Origin of the sequence: Streptomyces sp. PsTaAH-124 (assembly GCF_000373685.1) — a bacterium.
Taxonomy (GTDB): domain Bacteria; phylum Actinomycetota; class Actinomycetes; order Streptomycetales; family Streptomycetaceae; genus Streptomyces; species Streptomyces andamanensis.
Genome location: NZ_KB892172.1, coordinates 69,528 through 91,657 on the forward strand (window position 1 = coordinate 69,528; position 22,130 = coordinate 91,657).

General features: G+C 74.0%; 18 protein-coding genes and 1 pseudogene. 9 read left to right on the forward strand and 10 right to left on the reverse strand.

Annotation, left to right across the window (positions count from 1 at the left end; all coding sequences use genetic code 11):
• The first annotated feature begins 88 nt into the window (after positions 1-88).
• Positions 89-2,461, forward strand: coding sequence for an ATP-binding cassette domain-containing protein (locus B086_RS0119445; RefSeq protein ID WP_018568103.1), 2,373 nt, complete (start codon positions 89-91; stop codon positions 2,459-2,461).
• Positions 2,462-2,554: 93 nt separating this feature from the next.
• Complete coding sequence (locus B086_RS0119450) at positions 2,555-4,351, forward strand: hypothetical protein (protein ID WP_018568104.1); 1,797 nt, start codon at positions 2,555-2,557, stop codon at positions 4,349-4,351.
• Positions 4,352-4,402: 51 nt separating this feature from the next.
• On the opposite strand, the gene B086_RS0119455 is transcribed toward B086_RS0119450, so the two are convergent.
• The 5 genes from B086_RS0119455 to B086_RS0119475 all read right to left on the reverse strand — a co-directional run bounded on the left by B086_RS0119455 (position 4,403) and on the right by B086_RS0119475 (position 9,610).
• On the reverse strand, positions 4,403-5,224 hold the full coding sequence (locus tag B086_RS0119455) for a lysophospholipid acyltransferase family protein (RefSeq protein ID WP_018568105.1): 822 nt from the start codon (positions 5,222-5,224) through the stop codon (positions 4,403-4,405).
• Positions 5,221-6,000 carry a GNAT family N-acetyltransferase gene (locus tag B086_RS0119460; RefSeq protein ID WP_018568106.1) on the reverse strand — a complete coding sequence of 260 codons (780 nt, stop codon included), beginning with the start codon at positions 5,998-6,000 and terminating at the stop codon, positions 5,221-5,223. Before B086_RS0119460 ends, B086_RS0119455 begins: the two co-directional genes overlap by 4 nt.
• Positions 6,001-6,241: 241 nt before the next feature.
• Positions 6,242-6,991, reverse strand: a complete 750-nt coding sequence (locus B086_RS0119465) for a succinate dehydrogenase/fumarate reductase iron-sulfur subunit (RefSeq protein WP_018568107.1) — start codon at positions 6,989-6,991, stop codon at positions 6,242-6,244.
• Complete coding sequence (locus B086_RS0119470) at positions 6,988-8,937, reverse strand: fumarate reductase/succinate dehydrogenase flavoprotein subunit (RefSeq protein ID WP_018568108.1); 1,950 nt, start codon at positions 8,935-8,937, stop codon at positions 6,988-6,990. The genes B086_RS0119465 and B086_RS0119470 overlap by 4 nt, the downstream gene beginning before the upstream one ends.
• 1 nt (position 8,938) lies before the next feature.
• Positions 8,939-9,610 carry a succinate dehydrogenase gene (locus tag B086_RS0119475; RefSeq protein WP_026252577.1) on the reverse strand — a complete coding sequence of 224 codons (672 nt, stop codon included), beginning with the start codon at positions 9,608-9,610 and terminating at the stop codon, positions 8,939-8,941.
• Positions 9,611-9,729: 119 nt separating this feature from the next.
• Between B086_RS0119475 and B086_RS0119480 the strand changes: the two genes are divergently transcribed.
• Entirely contained in the window at positions 9,730-10,617 is an 888-nt protein-coding gene (locus tag B086_RS0119480) for a LysR family transcriptional regulator (RefSeq protein ID WP_026252578.1), read from the forward strand.
• Positions 10,618-10,672: 55 nt separating this feature from the next.
• Here B086_RS0119480 and B086_RS0119485 read toward each other — a convergent pair whose 3' ends face one another.
• Positions 10,673-11,563 carry an NAD(P)H-binding protein gene (locus B086_RS0119485; RefSeq protein ID WP_026252579.1) on the reverse strand — a complete coding sequence of 297 codons (891 nt, stop codon included), beginning with the start codon at positions 11,561-11,563 and terminating at the stop codon, positions 10,673-10,675.
• A gap of 221 nt (positions 11,564-11,784) precedes the next feature.
• On the opposite strand from B086_RS0119485, the gene B086_RS0119490 reads away from it, so the two are divergent.
• The gene (locus B086_RS0119490; RefSeq protein ID WP_018568112.1) at positions 11,785-12,699 is read left to right on the forward strand and encodes a LysR family transcriptional regulator; all 915 of its coding nucleotides are present in this window, start codon (positions 11,785-11,787) and stop codon (positions 12,697-12,699) included.
• A 109-nt stretch (positions 12,700-12,808) separates the two neighbouring features.
• On the opposite strand, the gene B086_RS0119495 is transcribed toward B086_RS0119490, so the two are convergent.
• Positions 12,809-14,950, reverse strand: coding sequence for a putative bifunctional diguanylate cyclase/phosphodiesterase (locus B086_RS0119495; RefSeq protein ID WP_018568113.1), 2,142 nt, complete (start codon positions 14,948-14,950; stop codon positions 12,809-12,811).
• Positions 14,947-15,759, reverse strand: a complete 813-nt coding sequence (locus tag B086_RS0119500; protein WP_018568114.1) for an SAM-dependent methyltransferase — start codon at positions 15,757-15,759, stop codon at positions 14,947-14,949. The genes B086_RS0119495 and B086_RS0119500 overlap by 4 nt, the downstream gene beginning before the upstream one ends.
• A 1,268-nt stretch (positions 15,760-17,027) precedes the next feature.
• On the opposite strand from B086_RS0119500, the gene B086_RS0119505 reads away from it, so the two are divergent.
• Positions 17,028-17,792, forward strand: coding sequence for a DUF4239 domain-containing protein (locus B086_RS0119505; RefSeq protein WP_078509763.1), 765 nt, complete (start codon positions 17,028-17,030; stop codon positions 17,790-17,792).
• Between the two features lie 223 nt (positions 17,793-18,015).
• Positions 18,016-18,408: a hypothetical protein gene (locus tag B086_RS0119510; protein ID WP_018568116.1), complete on the forward strand. Its 393-nt coding sequence runs from the start codon at positions 18,016-18,018 to the stop codon at positions 18,406-18,408.
• Between the two features lie 214 nt (positions 18,409-18,622).
• Here the strand turns inward: B086_RS0119510 and B086_RS45515 are convergent.
• A pseudogene (locus tag B086_RS45515) lies at positions 18,623-19,065 on the reverse strand (hypothetical protein).
• Between the two features lie 76 nt (positions 19,066-19,141).
• Between B086_RS45515 and B086_RS46260 the strand changes: the two are divergent.
• Both B086_RS46260 and B086_RS0119520 read left to right on the forward strand, forming a co-directional pair.
• Positions 19,142-19,750, forward strand: a complete 609-nt coding sequence (locus B086_RS46260; protein WP_420712552.1) for a hypothetical protein — start codon at positions 19,142-19,144, stop codon at positions 19,748-19,750.
• Between the two features lie 208 nt (positions 19,751-19,958).
• Positions 19,959-20,651: a class F sortase gene (locus B086_RS0119520; protein ID WP_026252580.1), complete on the forward strand. Its 693-nt coding sequence runs from the start codon at positions 19,959-19,961 to the stop codon at positions 20,649-20,651.
• A gap of 49 nt (positions 20,652-20,700) precedes the next feature.
• Here B086_RS0119520 and B086_RS0119525 read toward each other — a convergent pair whose 3' ends face one another.
• The gene (locus B086_RS0119525; RefSeq protein WP_018568118.1) at positions 20,701-21,543 is read right to left on the reverse strand and encodes a polysaccharide deacetylase family protein; all 843 of its coding nucleotides are present in this window, start codon (positions 21,541-21,543) and stop codon (positions 20,701-20,703) included.
• A gap of 107 nt (positions 21,544-21,650) precedes the next feature.
• Between B086_RS0119525 and B086_RS0119530 the strand changes: the two genes are divergently transcribed.
• A complete protein-coding gene (locus B086_RS0119530; protein ID WP_018568119.1) occupies positions 21,651-22,130 on the forward strand; it encodes a universal stress protein in 480 nt (159 codons plus the stop codon).

A 22,130-nucleotide genomic window follows, 5' to 3' on the forward strand; every position in this document is an offset into this window, starting at 1 on the left:
GACGCCCCATAGGGGAACTCTGTGATATTTGCGTAGAATCCTGTGGTTTGCCCGTACTGTCGTCCCCTTCTCTGTCTGGAGCCGTGCCATGCCGACCCCTCACGACCAGTACGTCCGTGTCCGCGGGGCCCGCGAGCACAATCTCCGCGGGGTCGACGTCGATGTGCCGCGGGACGCGCTGGCCGTGTTCACGGGGGTGTCGGGCTCGGGGAAGTCGTCGCTGGCGTTCGGGACGGTCTACGCGGAGGCGCAGCGGCGCTACTTCGAGTCGGTGGCGCCGTACGCGCGCCGGCTGATCCACCAGGTGGGGGCGCCGAAGGTCGGGGACATCAGCGGGCTGCCGCCGGCCGTCTCGCTCCAGCAGCGGCGGGCGGCGCCGACCTCGCGGTCCTCGGTGGGCACCCTGACGAATCTGTCCAACTCGCTGCGGATGCTGTTCTCCCGGGCCGGTGACTACCCGCCGGGCGCCGAGCGCCTCGACTCGGACGCCTTCTCGCCGAACACGGCGGCCGGGGCCTGCCCGGAGTGCCACGGCCTCGGGCGGGTGCACCGGACGACCGAGGAACTGCTCGTCCCCGACCCCTCGCTCTCGGTGCGCGAGGGCGCGATCGCCGCCTGGCCGGGTGCCTGGCAGGGCAAGAACCTGCGGGACATCCTCGCCGCGCTCGGCGTCGACGTGGACCTGCCCTGGCGCGAACTGCCCGCCGAGCGGCGCGCGTGGATCCTGTTCACGGACGAGCAGCCGGTGGTGACGGTGCACCCGGTGCGGGACGCGGACCGCATCCAACGGCCTTATCAGGGAACGTACATGAGCGCCCGCCGGTATGTGATGAAGACGTTCGCCGAGTCGAAGAGCCCGGCGCTGCGCGCGAAGGCCGAGCGGTTCCTGACCTCCGCGCCCTGCCCGCTGTGCGGCGGGGGCAGGCTGCGGCCCGAGGCGCTGGCCGTCACCGTCGCGGGCCGTACCATCGCCGAGCTGGCGGCGCTGCCGCTGACCGAGCTGGCCGCCCTGCCCGACGGGGCCACCGAGGCCGCCCGGGTCCTGACCGGCGACCTGCGCGCGCGGATCGCGCCGATCGTCGAACTGGGCCTCGGCTACCTCTCCCTGGACCGCTCCACACCCACCCTGTCGACGGGCGAACTCCAGCGCCTGCGGCTGGCCACGCAGTTGCGGTCGGGCCTGTTCGGGGTGGTGTACGTCCTGGACGAGCCGTCGGCCGGGCTGCACCCGGCGGACACCGAGGCCCTGCTCACGGTGTTGCGGCGGCTCAGGGACGCGGGGAACTCCCTGTTCGTGGTGGAGCACCACATGGACGTGGTGCGCGCGGCGGACTGGGTGGTGGACGTCGGCCCGCTGGCCGGGGAGCACGGGGGCCGGGTGCTGCACAGCGGGCCGGTGGAGGCGCTGGCGCGGGTGCCCGGGTCGGCCACGGCGCGCTTCCTGTTCGGCCGCGCCGCCGCGCCCGAGCGTCCGGCGCGGCAGCCGCGCGGGGAGGTGACGGTCGGCCCGGTCACCCGGCACAACCTGCGCGGGGTGACGGCCCGTTTCCCGCTGGGCGCCTTCACCGCGGTCACGGGGGTGTCCGGGTCCGGCAAGTCCACGCTGATCGGCGAGATCACCGAGGAACTCCCGAGCGTGGGGCGGCTGGTGTCGGTGGACCAGCGGCCGATCGGGCGTACCCCGCGCTCCAACCTGGCCACCTACACCGGGCTGTTCGACGTCGTGCGCAAGGTGTTCGCGGACACCGACGCGGCACGCGAACTCGGGTACGGCGTGGGCCGGTTCTCGTTCAACGTGGCCGGGGGCCGGTGCGAGACCTGCCAGGGCGAGGGGTTCGTGAGCGTGGAACTGCTCTTCCTACCTAGTACGTACGCCCCCTGCCCGGACTGCGGCGGCGCCCGCTACAACCCCGGGACGCTGCGCGTGACGTACCGGGGGCGCAGCATCGCCGAGGTGCTGGACCTGACGGTGGAGAGCGCGGCGGAGTTCTTCGCCGACGTCCCGGCCGCCGCGCGCAGTCTGGACACACTGCTCGACGTGGGGCTCGGCTATCTGCGCCTGGGCCAGCCCGCCACCGAGCTGTCGGGCGGCGAGGCCCAGCGCATCAAGCTCGCGAGCGAGCTCCAGCGCGGCCGCCGGGGCCACACCCTCTACCTCCTGGACGAGCCGACGACGGGGCTGCACCCGGCCGATGTCGAGGTCCTGATGCGGCAGTTGCACGGTCTGGTCGACGCCGGGCACACGGTGGTCGTCGTCGAGCACGACATGTCCGTCGTCGCGGACGCCGACCATGTGGTGGACATGGGCCCCGGCGGCGGGGACGCGGGCGGCCGGATCGTGGCGGCGGGGACCCCGGCGGAGGTGGCGCGGGCGCGGGGCAGCGCCACGGCGCCGTATCTGGCCCGCGCCCTCGCACGCGCCCGGACCGGCGGCGCGGAGGGGGACGACGGGCGGGACTGAGCGCTCCGGTCAACGGCCGTGCCGGTGCGGTGCGTTGCCGGAGACGTCCAGCTCGGCGGGGCAGGCGGCGGACCGTACGGGATCATGGAGCGCATGACACACACGTCCCGTCGCGGCCTGCTCGCCGCCATCGCCGCCTCCGCCGCGGCCGTCCCGCTCGGCACCGCGACCGCCGCCCCGGCCCGCGCCGCGACCTCGACCGGCGGCGCGGGGGCCGCGGGCGCCGGTGCCGCCGCGTCCGGCGCCGCCGTGGATCCGCTGCCCGGACCGGGCGCCGCCCGCTCCGCGGTGACCCTGCCGCCTCTGGACGCCTCCTACTTCAGCCAGGTCGCCCTGACCGCGCCGCTCACCGCCACGGTGCTCCCCGGCACCCCGGCCCGCACCGAGGTCACCTCGGGCGGCGGCCGGGTCGCGCTGCTCACCCACGGCGCCCGGAGCGTCCTGGTGGCGGGCCCGCGCAGGACGTTCACGGAGAACAAGCGGCCCTTCGCGGACGACTTCGGCCGCACCCTGCCGGACACCACGCTGCCGGCCGCGCAGCGGAAGTACTGGGGGACCTCGCCGGGCGGCGGCAGCTGGTCCACGCTCGGCCCCGCCGCCACGGACTACTCGGTGCGGCCCGGCACCGGCGTGATCGCGCTCACCACCGACTACGCCAGCCGCCACGCCAGCCTGCGCGACGACGAGATCACCGACGTCGACGTGCGCTCCGTGGCCCGCTTCGACAAGGTGCCCACCGGCGCGGCCTGTTCGTACGCGCTGTCCTTCGGCTACCAGGACACCCACAACAACTACCGGGCCCGGCTGTCCTTCCTCACCACGGGCGCGGTGCAACTGCGGGTGGAGAAGGAGGTAGCCGACGCGGTGACCCAGCTCGCCTCGCCCGTCGCGCTGGCCACCGCCGCCCCAGTCGGCGCCGACTGGACGATCCGGGTGCGCCGCGAGGGCACGCGGATCAGGGCCAAGGCGTGGCGCGACGACACGGCGGAGCCGTCCGCGTGGGCCGTGGACGTCACCGACGGGACGTTCGGCAAGGGTCGGGTGGGGCTGCGCGCCCTCGCCGACAAGGGCTGCACCAACCTCCCGGTCGGGCTGCTGGTGAGCCGCTTCCAGGTGGACGCGGCGAACTGGGCCGCCCCGCCGAGCGTCACCCACGGCGACTGGGTGCGGGTGCTGCCCGAGCCCTTCGACGGCACCTGGACGGCGGAGCTGGAGCGGACCGTGCGCGGCTGGGCCGGATCCACCGCGCCCGACGTGCTCGCCCACGCCGCGATGTTCCTGGCCGGTGCGCCCGCGGTCACCGCCGGGGACGGCCCGGCGCAGGGCAGGCAGGTGCTGGGCGACGCCGGTTACGGCTATCTCGACCCGCACGGCTACCGCTACGAGGGCGCCGACTTCCACGAGTACATGGGCATCGGCTGGACCTTCCCCGACGGCGCCCACACCGGACCGTCGAGCAAGCAAACCGGAAATCTGGACTGCTCGGGCTACACGCGCATGGTCTACGGCCACCACATGGGCGTACCGATGGCCGCGGGCGCGGACACCTCCGGGGAGCGGATACCGCGCACGTCCCGTGACATGGCCGACCACACGCCCGGTGTGCTCGTCGACCGCACCGACGGCACCGCGCCACCGGCGGCGGACCGGCTCCAGCCCGGTGACCTCGTGCTGTTCGACGCCGACTCGGGCGACGACGACCCCGACCGTCAGATCGTGACGGTCGACCACGTCGGCATCCACCTGGGCACGGACGCCACCGGCAGGCGCCGCTTCCTGTCCAGCCGCAAGACGGTGAACGGGCCCACCATGTCCGACCTCGGCGGCGCCTCGCTGCTGGACGGCACGGGCACCTACGCCACGTCGCTGCACACCGTGCGCCGGATCTGACCCCGTGCGGCGCACCGGCCGGGGCTCCGGCGGCCCCGGGCCCCGGCGGTGCTACGCGCGCACGGCGGCGGGCGCGGGCAGCGGCCGGACCGGGCCGCCGCACCCGCCGCCGTGCTGGGCGGCGTCGGCCAGGGCGCGGCGGTCGCGGTGGGTGCCCGGCGGCAGGGCGGGCCGCACGTCGACGCGGGCGCTCAGGCCGCGGGCCGAGGCGACCCGCCACAGCGACGCGAGCAGGCTGTCGTCGCCGACGAAGGCGGCGGCGGTACCGGCCCCTCCGCCGCCCGCCCGGTAGTCGATCCGGACCGGCTGGACCGCCGCCCCGGCGTCCAGGGCGGCCTGGAAGACGGCCCGGTGGAAGCGGCCCTGCTCCCGGCCGCACCAGGTGCTGCCCTCGGGGAAGGCGGCGACGGCGGTGCCCGCGCGCAGCGCGTCCGCGATCCGGCCGACCGTGCCGGGCAGGGCGCGCAGCCGGTCCCGTTCGATGAACAGGGCGCCGCCGCGGGCCGCGAGCCGGCCTGCCAGCGGCCACCGGCGGATCTCCCGTTTGGCGAGCATCCTGGCCGGGCGCACCGCGGCCAGCAGCGGCACGTCGAGCCAGGAGACGTGGTTGGCCACCAGCAGCAGCCCGCCGGTGGGCGCGGCCGCCCCGGTGATCTCGACACGGACCCCGGCGGCCCGGACGAGCGCCCGGCACCAGCGCCGGATCCAGCGCGCGGGCAGGCGCGGACCGAGCGGGGACAGCGCGATCCCGGCCAGCAGCAGCGCCGCCAGCGCGGTGAGCCGCAGCACGGCCAGCGGGGCGCGGACCGCCGGGGCGGCCCCGCCCAGGCAGGCGCCCGGGGTGCAGGGCGCGGCCGGCAGCCAGGCGCTCACCGGACGGCCGGGGCGAGGGAGAGGAAGTGCCGCAGATAGCGGGGGTCGACGCGGCGCATGGACAGCAGCACGTACAGGTCGGCGACGCCGAAGTCGGGGTCGTGGGCGGGTTCGCCGCACACCCAGGCGCCCAGACGGAGGTAGCCGCGCAGCAGGGCGGGCAGTTCGGCGCGGGCGGGCGCCGGGGCGGCGTTCGCGGGCAGCCAGGGCAGCAGCGGGCGCACCCGGTACTCGGCCGGTGCCAGGTGCTTGGCGCGCACCCGCTCCCAGGTGCGGGCCGCCTGCGCGCCGCCGTCGGCGAGCGGCAGCGAGCAGCAGCCGGCGAGCCACTCCTGGCCGTGGTCGACCATGTAGCGGGCGATGCCGGCCCAGATGAGGCCGATCACGGTGCCGTCGCGGTGGTCGGGGTGGACGCAGGAGCGGCCCACCTCGACGAGCGAGGGGCGGATCGGGTCGAGGGCCGTGAGGTCGAACTCGCCCTCGGAGTAGAGGCGTCCGGCGACCGCGGCCCGCTCGGGCGGCAGCAGCCGGTAGGTGCCGACGACCTGCCCGGTCGCGGTGTCGCGCACGAGGAGGTGGTCGCAGTAGGCGTCGAAGGCGTCGATGTCGTGCCCCGGTTCGGGGGTGGCGAGCAGGGCGCCCATCTCCTTGGCGAAGACGTCGTGCCGCAGCCGCTGCGCGGCGCGCACATCGGCCTCGTCGCGGGCGAGGGAGACGGTGTAGCGGGCGGGTGCCGAGGACTGCGGGGGCCGTGCGAGTGCGGTACCACCGGACATGGCTCTCTCCTGGTCACGGGCGGATCACGGGCCGGTACGGACAGGGAAGCGGGAAGGGCGCTCGCGGACCGGCGGTGCGGTCCGTCGTTCCTGTTCTTCCGGTGCCGGCTGTCCGGTGCGTGACCGGTGCCAGGAGAGGGGGTGTGCGGTTGTTGAATGCCCGGGTGCGAGGCGGGGCCGGGGATGAGCACCACTCCCGGCCCCGTCCGTCCGCCCCCTCGGCGAACGTTTGATGGGCGGCCTACCGCCTGCCCGCCCTGCGGGTGGCCCGCAGCCACTCCTTGTTCATGCCGGTGATCGACACCAGGGGGATGCCCTTGGGGCAGGCGGTGGCGCACTCGCCGGTGAGGGTGCAGCCGCCGAAGCCCTCCTCGTCCATCTGGGCCACCATGTCCAGCACCCGGCTCTCGCGTTCGGGGGCGCCCTGCGGCAGCACGTTGAGGTGGTTGACCTTGGCGGAGGTGAACAGCATCGCCGCGCCGTTGGGGCAGGCGGCCACGCAGGCGCCGCAGCCGATGCACTCGGCGTGCTCGAAGGCGAAGTCGGCGTCCGGCTTCGGTACGGGTGCGGCGTGGGCCTCGGGGGCGGCGCCGGTGGGGGCGGTGATGTAGCCGCCGGCCTGGATGATCCGGTCGAAGGCCGAGCGGTCCACCACGAGGTCCTTGACCACCGGGAAGGCGGCGGCCCGCCAGGGTTCGACGTCGATGGTGTCGCCGTCGCGGAAGGAGCGCATGTGCAGCTGGCAGGCGGTGGTGCGCTCGGGGCCGTGCGCGTCGCCGTTGATGACGAGGCTGCACGCGCCGCAGATGCCCTCGCGGCAGTCGTGGTCGAAGGCGACGGGGTCCTCACCGGCCAGGATGAGCTGTTCGTTGAGGACGTCCAGCATCTCCAGGAAGGACATGTCGGACGAGACGTCGTCCAGCTCGTAGGTGGACATGGCGCCCTCGGCGGCGGCGTTCCGCTGCCGCCAGACGCGCAGGGTGAGCTTCATGCGTAGCTCCGCTGGGTGGGGTGGACGTACTCGAAGACCAGGTCTTCCTTGTGCAGGACGGGCGCCTCGCCGGTGTCGGTGAACTCCCAGGCCGCCGCGTAGCCGAACTCCTCGTCCCGGCGGGCGGCCTCGCCGTCGGAGGTCTGGGACTCCTCGCGGAAGTGGCCGCCGCAGGACTCGGCGCGGTGCAGGGCGTCGAGGCACATCAGCTCGGCCAGTTCCAGGTAGTCGACGATGCGGTTGGCCTTCTCCAGGGACTGGTTGAACTCCTCGCCGGTGCCGGGCACCTTGATGCGCCGCCAGAACTCGTCGCGGATCTGCGGGATGCGCTCCAGCGCCTTGCGCAGCCCGGCGTCGGTGCGGGCCATGCCGCACAGCTCCCACATGAGTTCGCCGAGTTCGCGGTGGAAGGAGTCGGGGGTGCGGTCGCCGTCGACGGCGAGGAGCAGGTGGAGCCGGTCCTCGGTCTCGGCCAGCACCTCCTGGACGACGGGGTGGTCGTCGGTGACCGGGTCCTGGTGCGGATGGCGGGCCAGGTAGTCGTTGATGGTGGCCGGCAGCACGAAGTAGCCGTCGGCCAGGCCCTGCATCAGCGCGGAGGCGCCGAGGCGGTTGGCGCCGTGGTCGGAGAAGTTGGCCTCGCCGATCGCGAACAGGCCGGGGACGGTGGTCTGGAGGTCGTAGTCGACCCACAGGCCGCCCATCGTGTAGTGCACGGCGGGGTAGATCCGCATCGGCACCTCGTACGGGTTCTCCGCGGTGATCCGCTCGTACATGTCGAAGAGGTTGCCGTACTTCTCCTCCACCCCGGCGCGGCCCATGCGCCGGACGGCGTCGGCGAAGTCCAGGTAGACGCCCTGTCCGCCGGGGCCCACTCCCCTGCCCTCGTCGCAGACGTTCTTGGCGGCGCGGGAGGCGATGTCGCGGGGCACGAGGTTGCCGAAGGAGGGGTAGATGCGCTCCAGGTAGTAGTCGCGCTCGTCCTCGGGGATCTCGTTCGGCGGGCGGTCGTCGCCCTTGGCCTTCGGCACCCAGATGCGGCCGTCGTTGCGCAGCGACTCGCTCATCAGGGTCAGCTTGGACTGGTGGTCGCCGGTGCGCGGGATGCAGGTGGGGTGGATCTGGGTGAAGCAGGGGTTGGCGAAGTAGGCGCCGCGCCGGTGCGCCCGCCAGACGGCGGTCGCGTTGGAGTTCATGGCGTTGGTCGACAGGTAGAAGACGTTGCCGTAGCCGCCGGAGGCGAGGACGACGGCGTCCGCGAAGTAGGTGTCGATCTTCCCGGTGATCAGGTCGCGGGCCACGATGCCGCGGGCGCGGCCGTCGACGACGATCAGGTCCAGCATCTCGGTGCGCGGATGCATCTCGATGTTCCCGGCGGCGATCTGCCGCGACAGTGCCTGGTAGGCGCCGAGCAGGAGCTGCTGCCCGGTCTGGCCGCGGGCGTAGAAGGTGCGGGAGACCTGGACGCCGCCGAAGGAGCGGGTGTCGAGCAGGCCGCCGTACTCGCGGGCGAAGGGGACGCCCTGGGCCACGCACTGGTCGATGATCTCGACGGAGATCTGGGCGAGCCGGTGCACGTTGGACTCGCGGGAGCGGAAGTCGCCGCCCTTGACGGTGTCGTAGAACAGGCGGTGCACCGAGTCGCCGTCGTTGCGGTAGTTCTTCGCGGCGTTGATGCCGCCCTGCGCGGCGATGGAGTGGGCCCGGCGCGGGGAGTCCTGGTAGCAGAACTGGACGACGCGGTAGCCCTGTTCGGCGAGGGTGGCCCCGGCCGAGCCGCCCGCGAGGCCGGTGCCGACGACGATGACCGTCTGTCCGCGCCGGTTGGCCGGGTTGACCAGCCTGGCCTCGAAACGCCGGGTGTCCCAGCGCTGTTCGACCGGCCCGGAGGGGGCCTTGGTGTCGGCGACCGGTTCACCGGTCGTGTAGTCGGCGTAGGCGGTCATGTCAGCTCACCACTCCGGTCATCACGCCCACCGGTACGGCGATGAAACCGGCCGTGAGCAGTACTGCGAGGACGTCTGCGACGGTCTTCAGGGCGCGGTCGCGGGCCCGGCTGCCGACGCCGAGGGTCTGGGCGGCGCTCCAGAAGCCGTGCCGGATGTGCAGGCCGAGCGCCAGCATGGCGACGATGTAGATCACGTTGCCGTACCAGGTGGAGAAGGTGTCCACGACGTTCTGGTACGGGTGGCCCTCCTGGAAGCCGCCGGAGTGCACGGTGCCGGTGGTCAGGTCCAGCAGGTGCCAGACGATGAACAGGCCGAGGATGATCCCGCCCCAGCGCATGGTGCGGGTGGCGTAGCTCGCGCGGGGCCTGGCGTGCACGTACTTGGCCGGGCGCGCCCGGATGTCGCGGCGGCTGAGCTGGTAGGCGGAGACGGCGTGCGCGACCACGGCGACGACCAGCACGACCCGGATCAGCCAGAGCGTCCACTCGTAGTGCATGAACGGCTCGCCCACGGTGCGCAGCCAGTGCGCGTAGTGGTTGAACTCGCCCGCGCCGAAGTAGATCTTCAGGTTCCCGATCATGTGGGCGACCAGGTACAGCAGCATGATCAGGCCGCTGACCGCCATCACGGTCTTCTTCCCGACGGTCGACCGCCACACGGTGCGTGCCAGGGACGGCCGTCGGTCCGTCCGCGTTGCCAGAGCCATGGGACCGACGCTAGGCCCGCCGGGGGTCATCGGTCCAAGACATGGTCCGGCTCGTTCCGATAGGCGGCGGCTATCATGGCCGGGTGCAGCTCCAGCAGCTCCAGTACTTCGTGGCCGTCGCCGAGACCCGGCACTTCACCCGGGCCGCCGATCTGGTCCATGTCGCCCAGCCCTCGCTGTCCCAGCAGATCAAGGCGCTGGAGCGGGAGCTGGGCGCCGACCTGTTCCAGCGGGCGCGCGGCAACATCACGCTCACCGACGCGGGCGAGGCGCTGCTGCCGCTGGCCCGGCGCATCCTCGCCGACGCGGACACCGCCCGGCACGAGGTGCAGGAGCTGGCCCAGCTGCGCCGGGGCCGGGTGCGGCTGGGCGCCACGCCGAGCCTGTGCACGGGGCTGCTGCCGGACGTGCTGCGCGCCTTCCACGACCGCTACCCGGGCATCCGGCTGCTGGTCGAGGAGGGCGGTTCGCACGATCTCGTACGGGAGCTGGCGCGCGGTGCCCTGGACCTGGCCCTGGTGGTGCTGCCGCTGCCCAGCCCGTCCCCCGCGCTGGCCACGGTGGAGCTGCTGCGCGAGGACCTGGTCGTGGTGTCCTCCTCGGACGCGCCACCGCCCGGACCCGCGGGGCGGCGGACGGTGCGCATCGCGGACCTGGCGGGCGCGCGGCTCGTGATGTTCCGCCACGGCTACGACCTGCGGGAGCTGACGGTCGCCGCGTGCCGCGCCGAGGGCTTCGAGCCGGAGTTCGCCGTGGAGGGCGGTGAGATGGACGCCGTCCTGGGCTTCGTACGGGCCGGTCTGGGCGTCGCCGTCGTGCCCCGCATGGTCGCCGCCCGCTCCGGGCACGGTCTGCGGGTGACCCCGCTGGCCCGCCCCGGCCTGCACCGCACGATCGCCCTGGCCCACCGCAGCGACGTGGCGCCGCCGCGGGCGGCCAGGGAGCTCCAGCGGATGCTGCTGGAGCGGTGAGCGGGCCCGGGGCTGCGGGCGCACGCGTACGGGCGGCTCCGCGGGCGTACGGTGCTCAGCCGCGCACGGCCGGGGCCAGCACCTCCTCGCACCACTGGCCGAAGCCGGTGGGCGCCGTGTCCGGGGTGCTCGGCACACCGGCGCCGTAGAAGCCCTGCTCGTCCTGGGCGCGGACCATGTCGACGACGCCCTGCGCCCACGCCTCACTGACACCGTGGCCCAGCAGGGCGCGCCGGAAGTCGTCGAGGGCGACCGGCCGCAGCCGGACCGGGCGGCCCAGCACCTCGGACATCACCTCGGCCATGCCCTCGGGCGTCAGCGCGTCGGGGCCCACCAGCGGGACGTCCTCCTGCCCGGTCCAGGACGGGTCGAGCAGCAGCCGGGCGGCGGTGGCGGCGATGTCACCGGTGGCACAGGTGCGCAGGACCCGTCCGGCGTCGTTGGCCAGGTGGAAGATCCCCTGCTCGCGGATCGAGGCGGCCTGGCCGAGCAGGTTCTCCATCAGGAAGGGCGGGCACAGCGCCCGGTAGTGCACACCGGTGGCCTCGATCCGCTCGTCCATCGCCAGCGACGCGGAGATCTGCCCGGCGGCCGCGGCGGTCTTGCGGCCCAGGGTGGAGACGCCCACCACCCGCCGCACGCCCTGCTCCCCGATCACCCGGCACAGCGCGTCGGCGAAGGCCCGGAAATGGCCCTCGACGCTCTCGGCGCCCGGCACCGGGGGCACCAGCCAGAAGACCTGGTCGGCGCCCGCCGCCGCCTCGGCGAGCAGTCCGGGGTCGCTGTGCGAGCCGCGGAACACCTCGGCCCGCTCCCGAACCCGCGGGGTGAGGCGCGCCGGGTCGCGGGCGATCACCCGGAGCTGTCCGGTCGTCTCCGGCGCGTCGAGGAGGAGGTCGAGCAGGCGCCCGCCGATCTGGCCGGTCGGAGTGGTCACGAGCATCACGAGGGGTCTCCCGGAAGTCACAGGGGTACGGAGGTGGAGAAGCACAGAAGGCGCGAAAGGTAAGGCTGAAGTAGAGGGTGAGGGTGTGCCCGGTGGCACACCCCCGCTGCTCCCTGCCCTCTCCCGCGTACCCCGATCCTTCGCCCGTCGCCGCCGGAACTGAAGGTCCGGTCCGGTCGCGGTCGTTACCCTGGAGGCAATACCGACCGGAAGGGGCCGCCGTGGAGTCCCGTGCCCTGCGCTATTTCGTCGCCGTCGCCGAGGAGCTGAACTTCGCCCGCGCCGCCGAGCGGCTCGGCATCTCGCCGCCCCCGCTGTCCCGCGCGATCCGCGCGCTGGAGACGGACCTCGGCGTCACCCTGTTCGAGCGGAGCACCCACCGGGTGGCACTGACCCCGGCCGGCGAGGTGCTGCTCACGGAGGGCCGGATCGCGCTGGACGCCCTGACGGCGGCCGGGCACCGGGCGCAGCGGGCCGTCGCACCGCAGGCCGGGCTGGTCCTCGCGGTGAAGGCCGACGGCGACGCGGGTCTGCTGGAACCGATCCTGGAGCGCTTCGCCGCCGACCCGGCCGCCGTCCCGGTGACGGTCCGGCTCTGCGCGCTGCACGAGTCCGCCACGCTGCTGCGCCGCGGCGAGGCGGACGTGGCCCTGGTCCACACTCCCTACGACCCGACCGGCCTGGACAGCGAGACACTCACCGTGGAGCCTCGCGTCGCCGCCGTGGCGGCGGCCCATCCGCTCGCCGCGCGCACCCGCCTCGGCCTGGACGACCTGGGCATGACCGCGGAGGACGTCGGCCGGCCCGTCGGGCGGGCCCGGGACGACTGCCGCGATCTGGCCCAGTTGCTCACCCTGGTCGCGCTCGGCGAGGTCGTCACGCTGCTGCCCGCCTCCGTGACCCTGCGCTACCCGCGCCCCGGCGTCGCCTACCGCCCCGTCGTGGACGCGCCCGCCGCCGTCATGGCGGTCGCCTGGCCCCAGCAGTCGCGCTCGACCGCCACGGCGGCCCTGGTCCGGGCGGCCACGGCGGTGGCCGAGGCGCGGACGCGGGCGCCGCAGCGCACGCCCGACGAGGCGTCGTCCGCCCCCGGAACCGGCCTGGGAGCCCGGGCCGTGGCAGGAGCCGGAGGCTAGACCAGGGAAACGGCGGGCGCCGGAGCCGCGGCGGAGACGGACGGCGGCGGTAGGCGTACCCACTGCACACGCACCCGTCGCCCGCGCCGGGCGGCACCGCCCCGTCGGCTCAGCCCGTCGCGTCCGCCAGGGCCAGCTCGTGCAGCCGGTCCGGCGGGCCGGGACGGGCGTAGTACCAGCCCTGGGCCGTGTCGCAGCCCAGTATCCGCAGTTGTTCCGCCTGGGCTCCGGTCTCCACGCCCTCGACGGTGACCGCGAGGTCCAGGCTGTGCGCCAGGGCGACGATCCCCTCGACGATCTTCAGGTCGACGGGGTCGGCCGGGAACTGCTGCATGCCCTGGGTGAAGGAGCGGTCCAGCTTGAGCACGCTCACCGGCAGCCGCCGCAGATTGGCCAGGTTGGAGTAGCCGGTGCCGAAGTCGTCCAGCGCGATGTCCACGCCCATGTCGGCCAGTCGGCGCAGCGGTTTGAGCAGATCGTCGTCCGCGCCGATCAGCGCCGACTCGGTCACCTCCAGGCACAGCGCGTCCGGGGTCACCCCCGCGCGCTCCAGGATGTCGACGGTGTCCTGGACGAGTCCGGGATGGCCGAGCTGGCACGGCGAGAGGTTGACGTTGATGCGCAGCGGCCCGCTGGAGCCGTCACCGTACCGCTCCCGCCACTCGCGGGCCTGACGCACCGACTGCTCCATGACCCAGCGGCCCAGCGGCACGATCAGCCCGGTGTGCTCGGCGAGCGGGATGAACCGGTCGGGGCCGAGCACGCCGTGCTGCGGGTGCAGCCAGCGCACCAGTGCCTCAGCGCCGCGCACACTGCCGTCGCCGAGGTGCACCAGCGGCTGGTACTCGATGAAGAACTCGCCCCGGTCGAGCGCGGCGGGCAGCGCGGTGGTGAGCCCGTGCCGGGTGATGGCGCGGGCGTCGGCCTCCGGGTCGGCCAGCTCGAAGCGGTTGCCGCCCGCCGACTTGGCGCGGTACATGGTGATGTCGGCGCTGCGCAGCACCTCCGCCGCGCTGCGCTCCCCCACCGGGCCCTCGACGACGCCGATGCTGCCGCGCACGGTCAGTTCGCGGCCGTCGATGCGGATGGGGGCGAGCAGCGCGTTCATGATGCGGGTGGCGAGGTCGTCGACCTCGCTGCGGCTGTCGGCTCCGGTGGTCAGCGCGACGAACTCGTCGCCGCCGAGCCGGGCGACCATCTCGCCGGGCGCGGTCGCGCACGCCTGGAGCCGGTCGGCGACCTCCACCAGCAGCCGGTCGCCGGCCGCGTGGCCGAGGCTGTCGTTGATGGTCTTGAAGCCGTCCAGGTCGAGGTAGCACAGCCCGAAGCGGCTGCCCTCGCCCGCGTTGAGCGTCTTCTCCAGCCGTTCGAAGAACAGGGTGCGGTTGGGCAGTCCGGTGAGCGCGTCGTGGGTGGCCTCGTAGCGCAGCCGCAGGTTGAGCAGCCGCCGCTCGGTGGTGTCCTCCATCAGGGCCAGCTGGTACTGGGGGTTGCCGTCGGGGTCGCGCAGCAGGGAGACGGTCAGGTTGGTCCACAGGACCGTGCCGTCGGGGCGGTAGAAGGCCTTCTCCACGTGGTAGTGCTCGCGCTCGCCGCGCACCAGTTCCTGGTACAGCCGCCAGGTCTGCGGGGCGTCGTCGGCGTGCGTCCACTCCTGGACGTTGCGTACGCGCAGGCTCTGCTCGGAGCCGCCGAACATGCGCAGCAACGCGCCGTTGACCTGGAGGACGTTGCCGTCGAGGTCGGCGATCCCGATGCCTATGGCGGCGCCCTCGAACACGGCGCGGAAGCGGGCCTCGCTGGCGTGCAGCGCCTGGGCGACCACGCCCTGGGCGCGCAACGCGGCCTGCGCGATGGCCTCCTGCTCGACGAGGGTGCGCTCGCGCAGCGCCCGCGCGAACCCGGCGGCCATGGCGTGCTGGAGACGCCCGGAGCGGGCCCGCAGATCCTCCGGGTCGCCGTCCTCGCCGCAGTAGAGCACGAGGTAGGCGTCCACGCAGTCCAGGGAGCGGCTCAGTGCCTCGGGCGCCGTGCAGTGCGCCCCGATCAGCGCGGCGCCGACCGCCTCGCCCTCCGCGGCGTCGAACGCCCTGGCCCGCAGCGCCCCGCTCAGCCGGCGGGCCAGCGGCAGGAGTTGCTCCTCGAACTCCGGGCGGGTCAGCGACGTGGAGGTCACCGGGAAGACCGCCCGGCTCCAGATCGTCGTCAGCCGGCGCAGTCTGTCCTCCGGGCCGTCCGGCTGCGTGTTCACGCCGTACGCCCCACGCCGGCGTATCCGGAGAAGGCGTAAGGATCCTCGTCCTCCGGCGCCGTCTCCGGCCGCCAGCGCGCCATCGGCACCAGTCCGGGTTCCACCATGTCGTACCCCTCGAAGAACCGCGCGATCTCCTCGCGCGAGCGCATGATCAGCGGATTGCGGATGCCCTTGTATACGTCGACCGCGCCCTCGCTCCGCTCCGGCGGCAGCGGGATTCCCTCGTACGAGGCATGCGTGAGGATCAGCAGGCTGCCGGGGGCGAGCGCGTCGCGCAGCGCGGCGACGGCGGTGTACGGGTCGTCCGTGTCTTCCACGAAGTGAAGTATGGCAACGAGAAGCAGCGCCACTGGCCGATTCAGGTCGATCAGCCGCCGCAACGGGGGGCTTTCGAGGATCTCGTGGGGCTTGCGCAGGTCCGCCGCGACCACGTCCGCGTCGTCGTTGTCCGCGAGGACGGCCTGGCTGTGGGTGACCGCGACCGGGTCGTGGTCGACGTAGACCACGCGGGCGCCGGGGCGGGCGGCCTGGGCGACCTCGTGGACGTTGCCGAAGGTGGGGATGCCGGACCCGATGTCGAGGAACTGCGTGACGCCCTCGTCCAGCGCGTACCGCACGGCGCGGCGCATGAACGCCCGGTTGGCCTGCATGATCTTGGGCAGCCCCGGCATGAACTCCATGGCCCTGCGGGCCGCTTCGCGGTCGATCTCGAAGTTGTGCGAACCGCCCAGGTAGTAGTCGTAGATCCGGGCGACGCTCGGCACCGAGATGTCGATGCTCCGTGGGGCCCAGGCGGGACGCTCCATCTTCTCTCCACAACGTAGGCGATCCGGTGTTCGAGCTGAGGCTACTGATCGCCCGCCAAAGGGGCGAGAGGAAACGGAAATTGACCATCCGTTCCCGGTCACCACCTGCGGCGTACGGTCCGGAGGGCGCCCGCATCACGGTGGATTGCGCCGATGTGCGGGCCCGGCGGAAGCGCTCGGGCGCACGCTCCGGCACGCGGCGGACCGCCCCTTGGCGCCATGCGGAAGAGAAACGATCCGGCAGGCACCGCATGCGCGGTGTGCGCGGTGTGCGCGTGCGCCCGCCGTCACTTCCGCGTTCGGCGCCTCCCTGCCCCGCAGCGGGGGCAGAGCGCACCGGTTGCCGTCGGCGCGCCGGCCGTCGCGCTCGGTGACCGTGCCGCCGAGGCGACCCCGCGTCCGGACCCGCCGACTCACGCCGACTCACGGCGACTCATGTCGGCTCACGTCGGCTTGCGTCGGCTCACGTCGGCCTCGGGCCGGGTTCGAGTCGGCCTGGGGCCGCTCTCCACCAGCTCGCACACGCGTCCGTATCGGCTCGCCGAGGGCGGTGCTCCGCCCAAACCAGCCTCCGTCCCGTTTCGCTCCTTCGGACCAATCGCCCGGCGCGTCGGAGTGCGGGGGTCCGGAGCGGCCCATGATCTCGGTCGTGCATCGACCGAAACCGACCCGATTCGCCCTGGTGCTGCGGGTGTTGGCGCCGACGGCCGTGGCGTGGACCTGCGTGGGCGTCCCCGCCGCCCCGGCGGCCGCCGACGCCTGCGCCTACGCCTCCACGGGGCCGGGCGGAACCGTGGCGGTGGCGGTGGCCGGCGGCGGCACCTGGCCCCCGTTCCCCCCGTGCCCGAGGCCCACGCCCACACCTACGCCCACGCCGACTCCGACCCCGACTCCCACTCCTACTCCGTCCCCCACCCCCACCCCGTCGCCCACACCGAAACCACCACCACCACCGAAGCCCACCCCGCGCCCGGCACCTCCGCCGAAGCCCCGGCCCACGCCGCCGCCCCCGCGACCGGCCCCGGTGGCCCCCGCACCCCGCCCGACACCGCCCCCGCCTCCCTCGCCCACCCCCACCCCGACACCGAGTCCCACGCCCCGCCCCAGCCCTTCGGCGCGGCCGGTCACCTATCCGCACTACCGGGCCCAGCCGCACCGGCACACGCCCCGGCGCGCTCCGTCGCCGATCACCTACGTCCTGTTGATCGCGGTGCCCGCGCTGGTCGCCGTCGCCGCGCTCCGCCCGCGCTGACCCCTGGAGGAACCCGTTGTCGGAATGGCTTGTTCTCGTCCTCGCGATGCTGGCCGCCTGTGCCGTGGTCGTGGTCATCACCCTCGTACGGGACCGCACGGCGGCCGAGGACGAGGACCCCAGCGACACCCCGGACGTCATCGAGTACATGACGATGTGGATCGGTGTGGTGTACGCCATCGTGCTGGGCCTGGCCATCGCCGGGGTCTGGGAGGCCCGCGTCTCCGCCCAGGACCACGTCCAGGCCGAGGCCCAGGCGCTGCACGAGATCTCCGAACGCGTCCGGGTCTATCCGCCGGACGTGCGCGACCGGATCCGTTCCGATGTCAACGCCTATGTCGGACACGTCGTGCACACCGAGTGGAAGACGATGGTCGACCACGGTCATGTGACGAAGCAGGGCGACCAGTTGCTGGAGAAGATCCGCGCCGACGTCAGCGACTACCAGCCGAAGTCCGACTTCGAGGCGCAGGCGTACCAGCCGCTCGTCGACCAGGTCACCGCCGCCGACCAGGCCCGCGCCGCCCGCTCGGACTCCACCGGGGCGACGATGCCCGGCGTGGTGTGGTTCGGACTGATCGCCGGGGCGGTGATCACCATCGGCATGGTGTTCGCGCTCCAGATCCGGCGCACCCCGCGCGAACTGGTCCTCGCAGGGGTGTTCTCCGCGCTGATCGCCTTCCTCCTCTTCCTGATCTGGGACTTCGACGCGCCCTACAGCCGGGGCATCGCGTCGTCCACGGCGCCCTTCCTGGACATGTTCCCGGGCATCACCCGCTGAGGCGGCCGGGTACGGCGGGAGGCGCGCGGGAGTGACGGGCACTCACCGGCCGGTACCCCGGCCGCGGGTGCCCCGTCCCCTGTGCGGCCCACACGGTTGCCCCGTTCGCCCGGGTGCGATAGCGCCGGAGTGCACATGTTCCTAGCGTTTCGATCATCGAGGTGCATTTCAGGCGCACGCGGAAAAGGTCCGCAGCTGCTCCTCGGGGACCGGAGGAATCACCATGCGCGTCATACGCGTCGTTTCGGCGGCACTGCTGGGTCTGGGCGCCCTCACCCTCTCCGCACCCGCGGCCGTCGCGAGCGGCGGTGACGGCGGCTCCTACGACGGCGGCGGCCACTCGTCGTACGGCGGCGGGGGCGGCGGCGACCGCTCCTACGGCGGCGGTGGCGGCGACAGCAGCTCCTACGGGTCCGACGACGAGGACGAGGGCCGCGGCGGCCGGGGCGGAGGCAAGCCCGAGCACTTCCAGCACGGCGTCCGCGCGGGCGGGGGCGGCACCGTCGCCGGGTTCGACCTGAAGGAGGTCGGCATGGGCACGGCGCTCATCGCCGGTTCGGTGGGCACGGCGTACTACCTGTCGCGGCGCCGCACCGGCGAGGAGGGCGTCGCCTGACACCGCCGTCACCCCCACATACAGCTGCGCCCCGGACCTGTGCGGGTCCGGGGCGCAGGTGTGTCAGGAAGATGTCAGCGGGGGCAGGAAGATGTCCGCGGGGGCCGGTCCCGCCCCGGGCGGTCGCGGCGCGGGCCGCCGCCGCACACGCGCCGGTCCGGCCTCCGCCGCGCGGGACGGAGGCCGGACCGGGGGCCGTGGGCGTACGGCGCCGTCAGACGCGCCTGCCGGGCCGGCGGCGCAGCAGGAACACCCCGCCGCCGACGACGCCCGCCGCCACCAGGCCGCCGCCGATGGCGATGTCCGCCGTGGTCGCGCCGGTGGTCGTGGCCCCGCCGAGGCCGCCGCGCACACCGCCGACGACGGTGAACGCCCCCGGCCGGGTCAGGGTGCGGCCGTCGCACCGGACCGTGATGTCGTACGTGCCGGGGCGGACGTCCTCGCGGACGGTGGCCACGCCCCGTGCCGTCTCGCGCGCGCCGTTGACGGGCCGCAGCCCGGTGGTCGAGAAGGCGCGCGAGGCGGCGGTCCCGCCGCTGCGGCAGCCTTCCACCGTGATCGCCAGCTGCCCGCCGCGGGCGATCACACCGGGCAGGGCGGTGATGTCGCGGATCCCGCCGGAGCCGCCGCCCGGACCACCACCGGGACCGCCGCCACCGGGGCCGCCGCCGCCCGGCCACCCGCCTGGGCCGCCTCCGGTCCAGCCGCCCGGTCCGCCGTCCTGGCCGCCCCCGTGGCCGCCGCCGTGCCCCTCGCCGAACCCGCCCACCTGGCCGTGTCTCGGCCGGTGTTCGTGCCCCCGCCCGAACCCGCCGTCCGGGCCGCGCCCGAAGCCTCCGTCCGGGCCCCGGCCGCCGCCGAAGCCGCCCACCTGTCCGTTGCCCGGACCGCCGTCGGGACCGCCGCCGAAGCCGCCCACCCCGCCGACACCGCCCACGCCGCCGACGCCACCCACCCCACCGACGCCACCGACCCCGCCGCCGCCAGGGACCTGGCCGATGCCCGGCCCGCCGATCTGACCGTTGCCGAGTCCTCCGATCTGCCCGTTGCCCGGACCGCCGACCTGGCCGCTCCCGAAGCCGCCGATCTGGCCGTTGCCCGGCCCGACGTCCCAGCCGCCGGGGGCGTCGCCGCCCTTGGCGACGGCCACCGGGGCGGCCAGCCCTACGGCGGCGACGGCGGCCACCAGGGCCGCCAGGGGGGTACGAGTGATGGACATGTGTTCCTCCGCGGAAGGCGCCCCGGGGGCCCGTACCCGGTCGATCGGCGAGAAAGCGCCTCCCGCGAGAACCCTCGGACGGCCCGTACCCGACCGCACTTCGGCGCTCGTCCGACCCGGTGAGCCGATCCGCCGGCGGATTCACCCCGTTGAAGGTCGCCGCAGGTCACGGGTTGTCATAAAGCCCCCGTACGGCCCGACTCGGATGGCGCACGAAAAGGCGGTGCGCCACCCGTTCGCCTCCGTCCCGTCGCCGGTTCCCGGCGCCGGACTTAGCGTGCAGGCACGGGCGAGTGAGAACGGTGCCGGCCGCGCCGAGAGGGGATGGCGTATGACTGCGAGCGAGCTGTCCGGATTCCGGGAAGAGGAGGAGCCGCAGCCACGGCGGAAGCGTGCGCCGTGGGGCGTGATAGCGCTGGTCCTGCTCTCCGGGCTCGCTCTCATCCGCAACGGCTCGGGCGAGTTCGACGCCGGTCCGCCCCAGCCCGCGAAGGCGGCGGCACCGGACGTCGCGCGCGCGGTGCCCAGCGCCCCGCAGTCCACGGACGGCGCGGACGCACCGGCCCTGGAGCGCTCGGTGCCCGACCGGATCAGGGTCCCCGTGATCCAGGTCGACGCGCCCGTCACCCCGGTCGGCGTGGACAGCGACGGCTGGGTCGCGGCACCGCCCCCGGACGACCCGAACCTGGCGGGCTGGTTCAACGGCGCCGTCACCCCGGGCGAGAAGGGGACCGCGGTCGTCGTCGGCCATGTGGACAACACCATGGGTCCGGCGGTCTTCTACGGCCTCGGCGCGCTGAAGAAGGGCAACCACGTCGAGATCCACCGCGAGGACGGGAGGACGGCCGTCTTCGAGGTGTACGGGGTGGAGGTGTTCGAGAAGAGCGACTTCCCCGGGGACCGCGTGTACGGCTCGAAGGGCACACCGGAGCTGCGGCTCATCACCTGCGGCGGCGACTACACGAAGAAGACCGGGTACCAGGGGAACGTCGTCGTCTTCGCCCGGCTGGCCGAGGTCCGCTGACCGGCGGGGGCCCGCCCGGCGCGACGGCACCGCCGGGCGGGCGGCCGTGTCAGGTGTACTTCCGGCGCGGGACGGTGAAGTGGTAGCCCTCGTCCAGCAGCTTGGGCAGATAGGTGCGCAGCGCCCGGACGGTCTGCGAGCGGTCGCCCCCGGCGTCGTGGGAGAGCACCACCACCCCGGGGGCGGCGCCCCGCTCCACCCGGCGCACGATGGCCTTGGTGCCGGGCGTCGTCCAGTCGAGGCTGTCGACGGTCCAGGCCAGGGGCTCCATGCCGAGTTCGGCGTTGAGCCGGAAGACCGTGCGGTTCCAGGCGCCGTAGGGGGCGCGGAACCACAGGGGCCGCTCGCCGTACGCCTTCTCGATGACGTCGCTGGTGCTCTCGATCTCGTCGCGGATCTCGCTCCGGCTGAGCTGGGTGAGCAGCGGGTGGGTCCAGGTGTGGTTGCCGACGACATGGCCCTCGTCGGCCATCCGGGCCAGCAGGTCGCGGTTCCAGTCGGCCATCTCGCCGCACACCATGAACGTCGCCCGGATGTCGTACTTGGCCAGGGTGTCCAGCACCTGGGGGGTGTACTCGGGGTTGGGGCCGTCGTCGAAGGTGAGGAGCATCGTGTTGCCGCGGCCGGAGAAGCTCAGGATCGGGGCGGTGCGCACCTCGGTCGGCAGCGGCCTGATCCGCTGCGGGGCGTCGCCGGTCAGGGGCCGCAGCCGGTAGGCGGAGGGTCTGAGGGCGCTGTGCGCCTGCGGGCCCGCGGCGGGCGGCGCGGGCGGCGGACCGCCGGGGGAACCGGAGAGCAGCAGTCCGGCCGTGCCGGCGGCGCCTGCCGCGCCGAGAGCGGCGGCCCCGGCGAGCAAGGCCCGGCGCCGCGTGAACAACTGATCCTTCTGCATGAGTCATCAGTGACCGGGCGGTCGCCGCCGCACCGGTTCGGCGGCACGAAAACACCCGCCCGGACCAGTCGGCGCCCAGCGGCGCCCCGTCCGATAAGCTACGCAGCGTGACGGAACAGCACGAGGAGCACGAGCAGCAGGCGTCCCGCTTCGAGCGGGGCACCGACGGGCCGAAGGTGATCGTGGCCGGGGTGGACGGCTCCGACTCCTCGATGCGGGCCGCCGCCTACGCCGCCGGTCTCGCCCGTCGGCAGGGCGCGCGGCTGGCCCTCGTGTACGTGCAGCCGGTGATGTCGGCGGGGGCCGCGCTGGGCGCGCCGGTGGCCGACACGACCGACGAGATCGCCGAGGACCTCGTCCAGCAGATCCGCGAGTCCGCCGAACGGCTCAAGGGGATATTCGAGGTGCGCTGGGAGTTCCACACCTTCCGCGGTGATCCGTACAACGGGCTGGTGACGGCCTCCGACGAGCTGAAGGCGGACGCGGTGGTCGTCGGCGCCTCGGAGCAGGCGGGTCATCGGATCATCGGTTCGGTGGCAGTACGCCTGGTGAAAGCGGGAAGGTGGCCTGTGACGGTGGTGCCGTAA

Coding starts and splice junctions, on each gene's coding strand:
- B086_RS0119445 (WP_018568103.1), top strand. CDS start 89: ATGCCGACCCCTCACGACCAGTACGTCCGTGTCCGCGGGGCCCGCGAG.
- B086_RS0119450 (WP_018568104.1), top strand. CDS start 2,555: ATGACACACACGTCCCGTCGCGGCCTGCTCGCCGCCATCGCCGCCTCC.
- B086_RS0119460 (WP_018568106.1), bottom strand. CDS start 6,000: ATGTCCGGTGGTACCGCACTCGCACGGCCCCCGCAGTCCTCGGCACCC.
- B086_RS0119465 (WP_018568107.1), bottom strand. CDS start 6,991: ATGAAGCTCACCCTGCGCGTCTGGCGGCAGCGGAACGCCGCCGCCGAG.
- B086_RS0119470 (WP_018568108.1), bottom strand. CDS start 8,937: ATGACCGCCTACGCCGACTACACGACCGGTGAACCGGTCGCCGACACC.
- B086_RS0119500 (WP_018568114.1), bottom strand. CDS start 15,759: ATGGAGCGTCCCGCCTGGGCCCCACGGAGCATCGACATCTCGGTGCCG.
- B086_RS0119510 (WP_018568116.1), top strand. CDS start 18,016: ATGCGCGTCATACGCGTCGTTTCGGCGGCACTGCTGGGTCTGGGCGCC.
- B086_RS0119520 (WP_026252580.1), top strand. CDS start 19,959: ATGACTGCGAGCGAGCTGTCCGGATTCCGGGAAGAGGAGGAGCCGCAG.
- B086_RS0119525 (WP_018568118.1), bottom strand. CDS start 21,543: ATGCAGAAGGATCAGTTGTTCACGCGGCGCCGGGCCTTGCTCGCCGGG.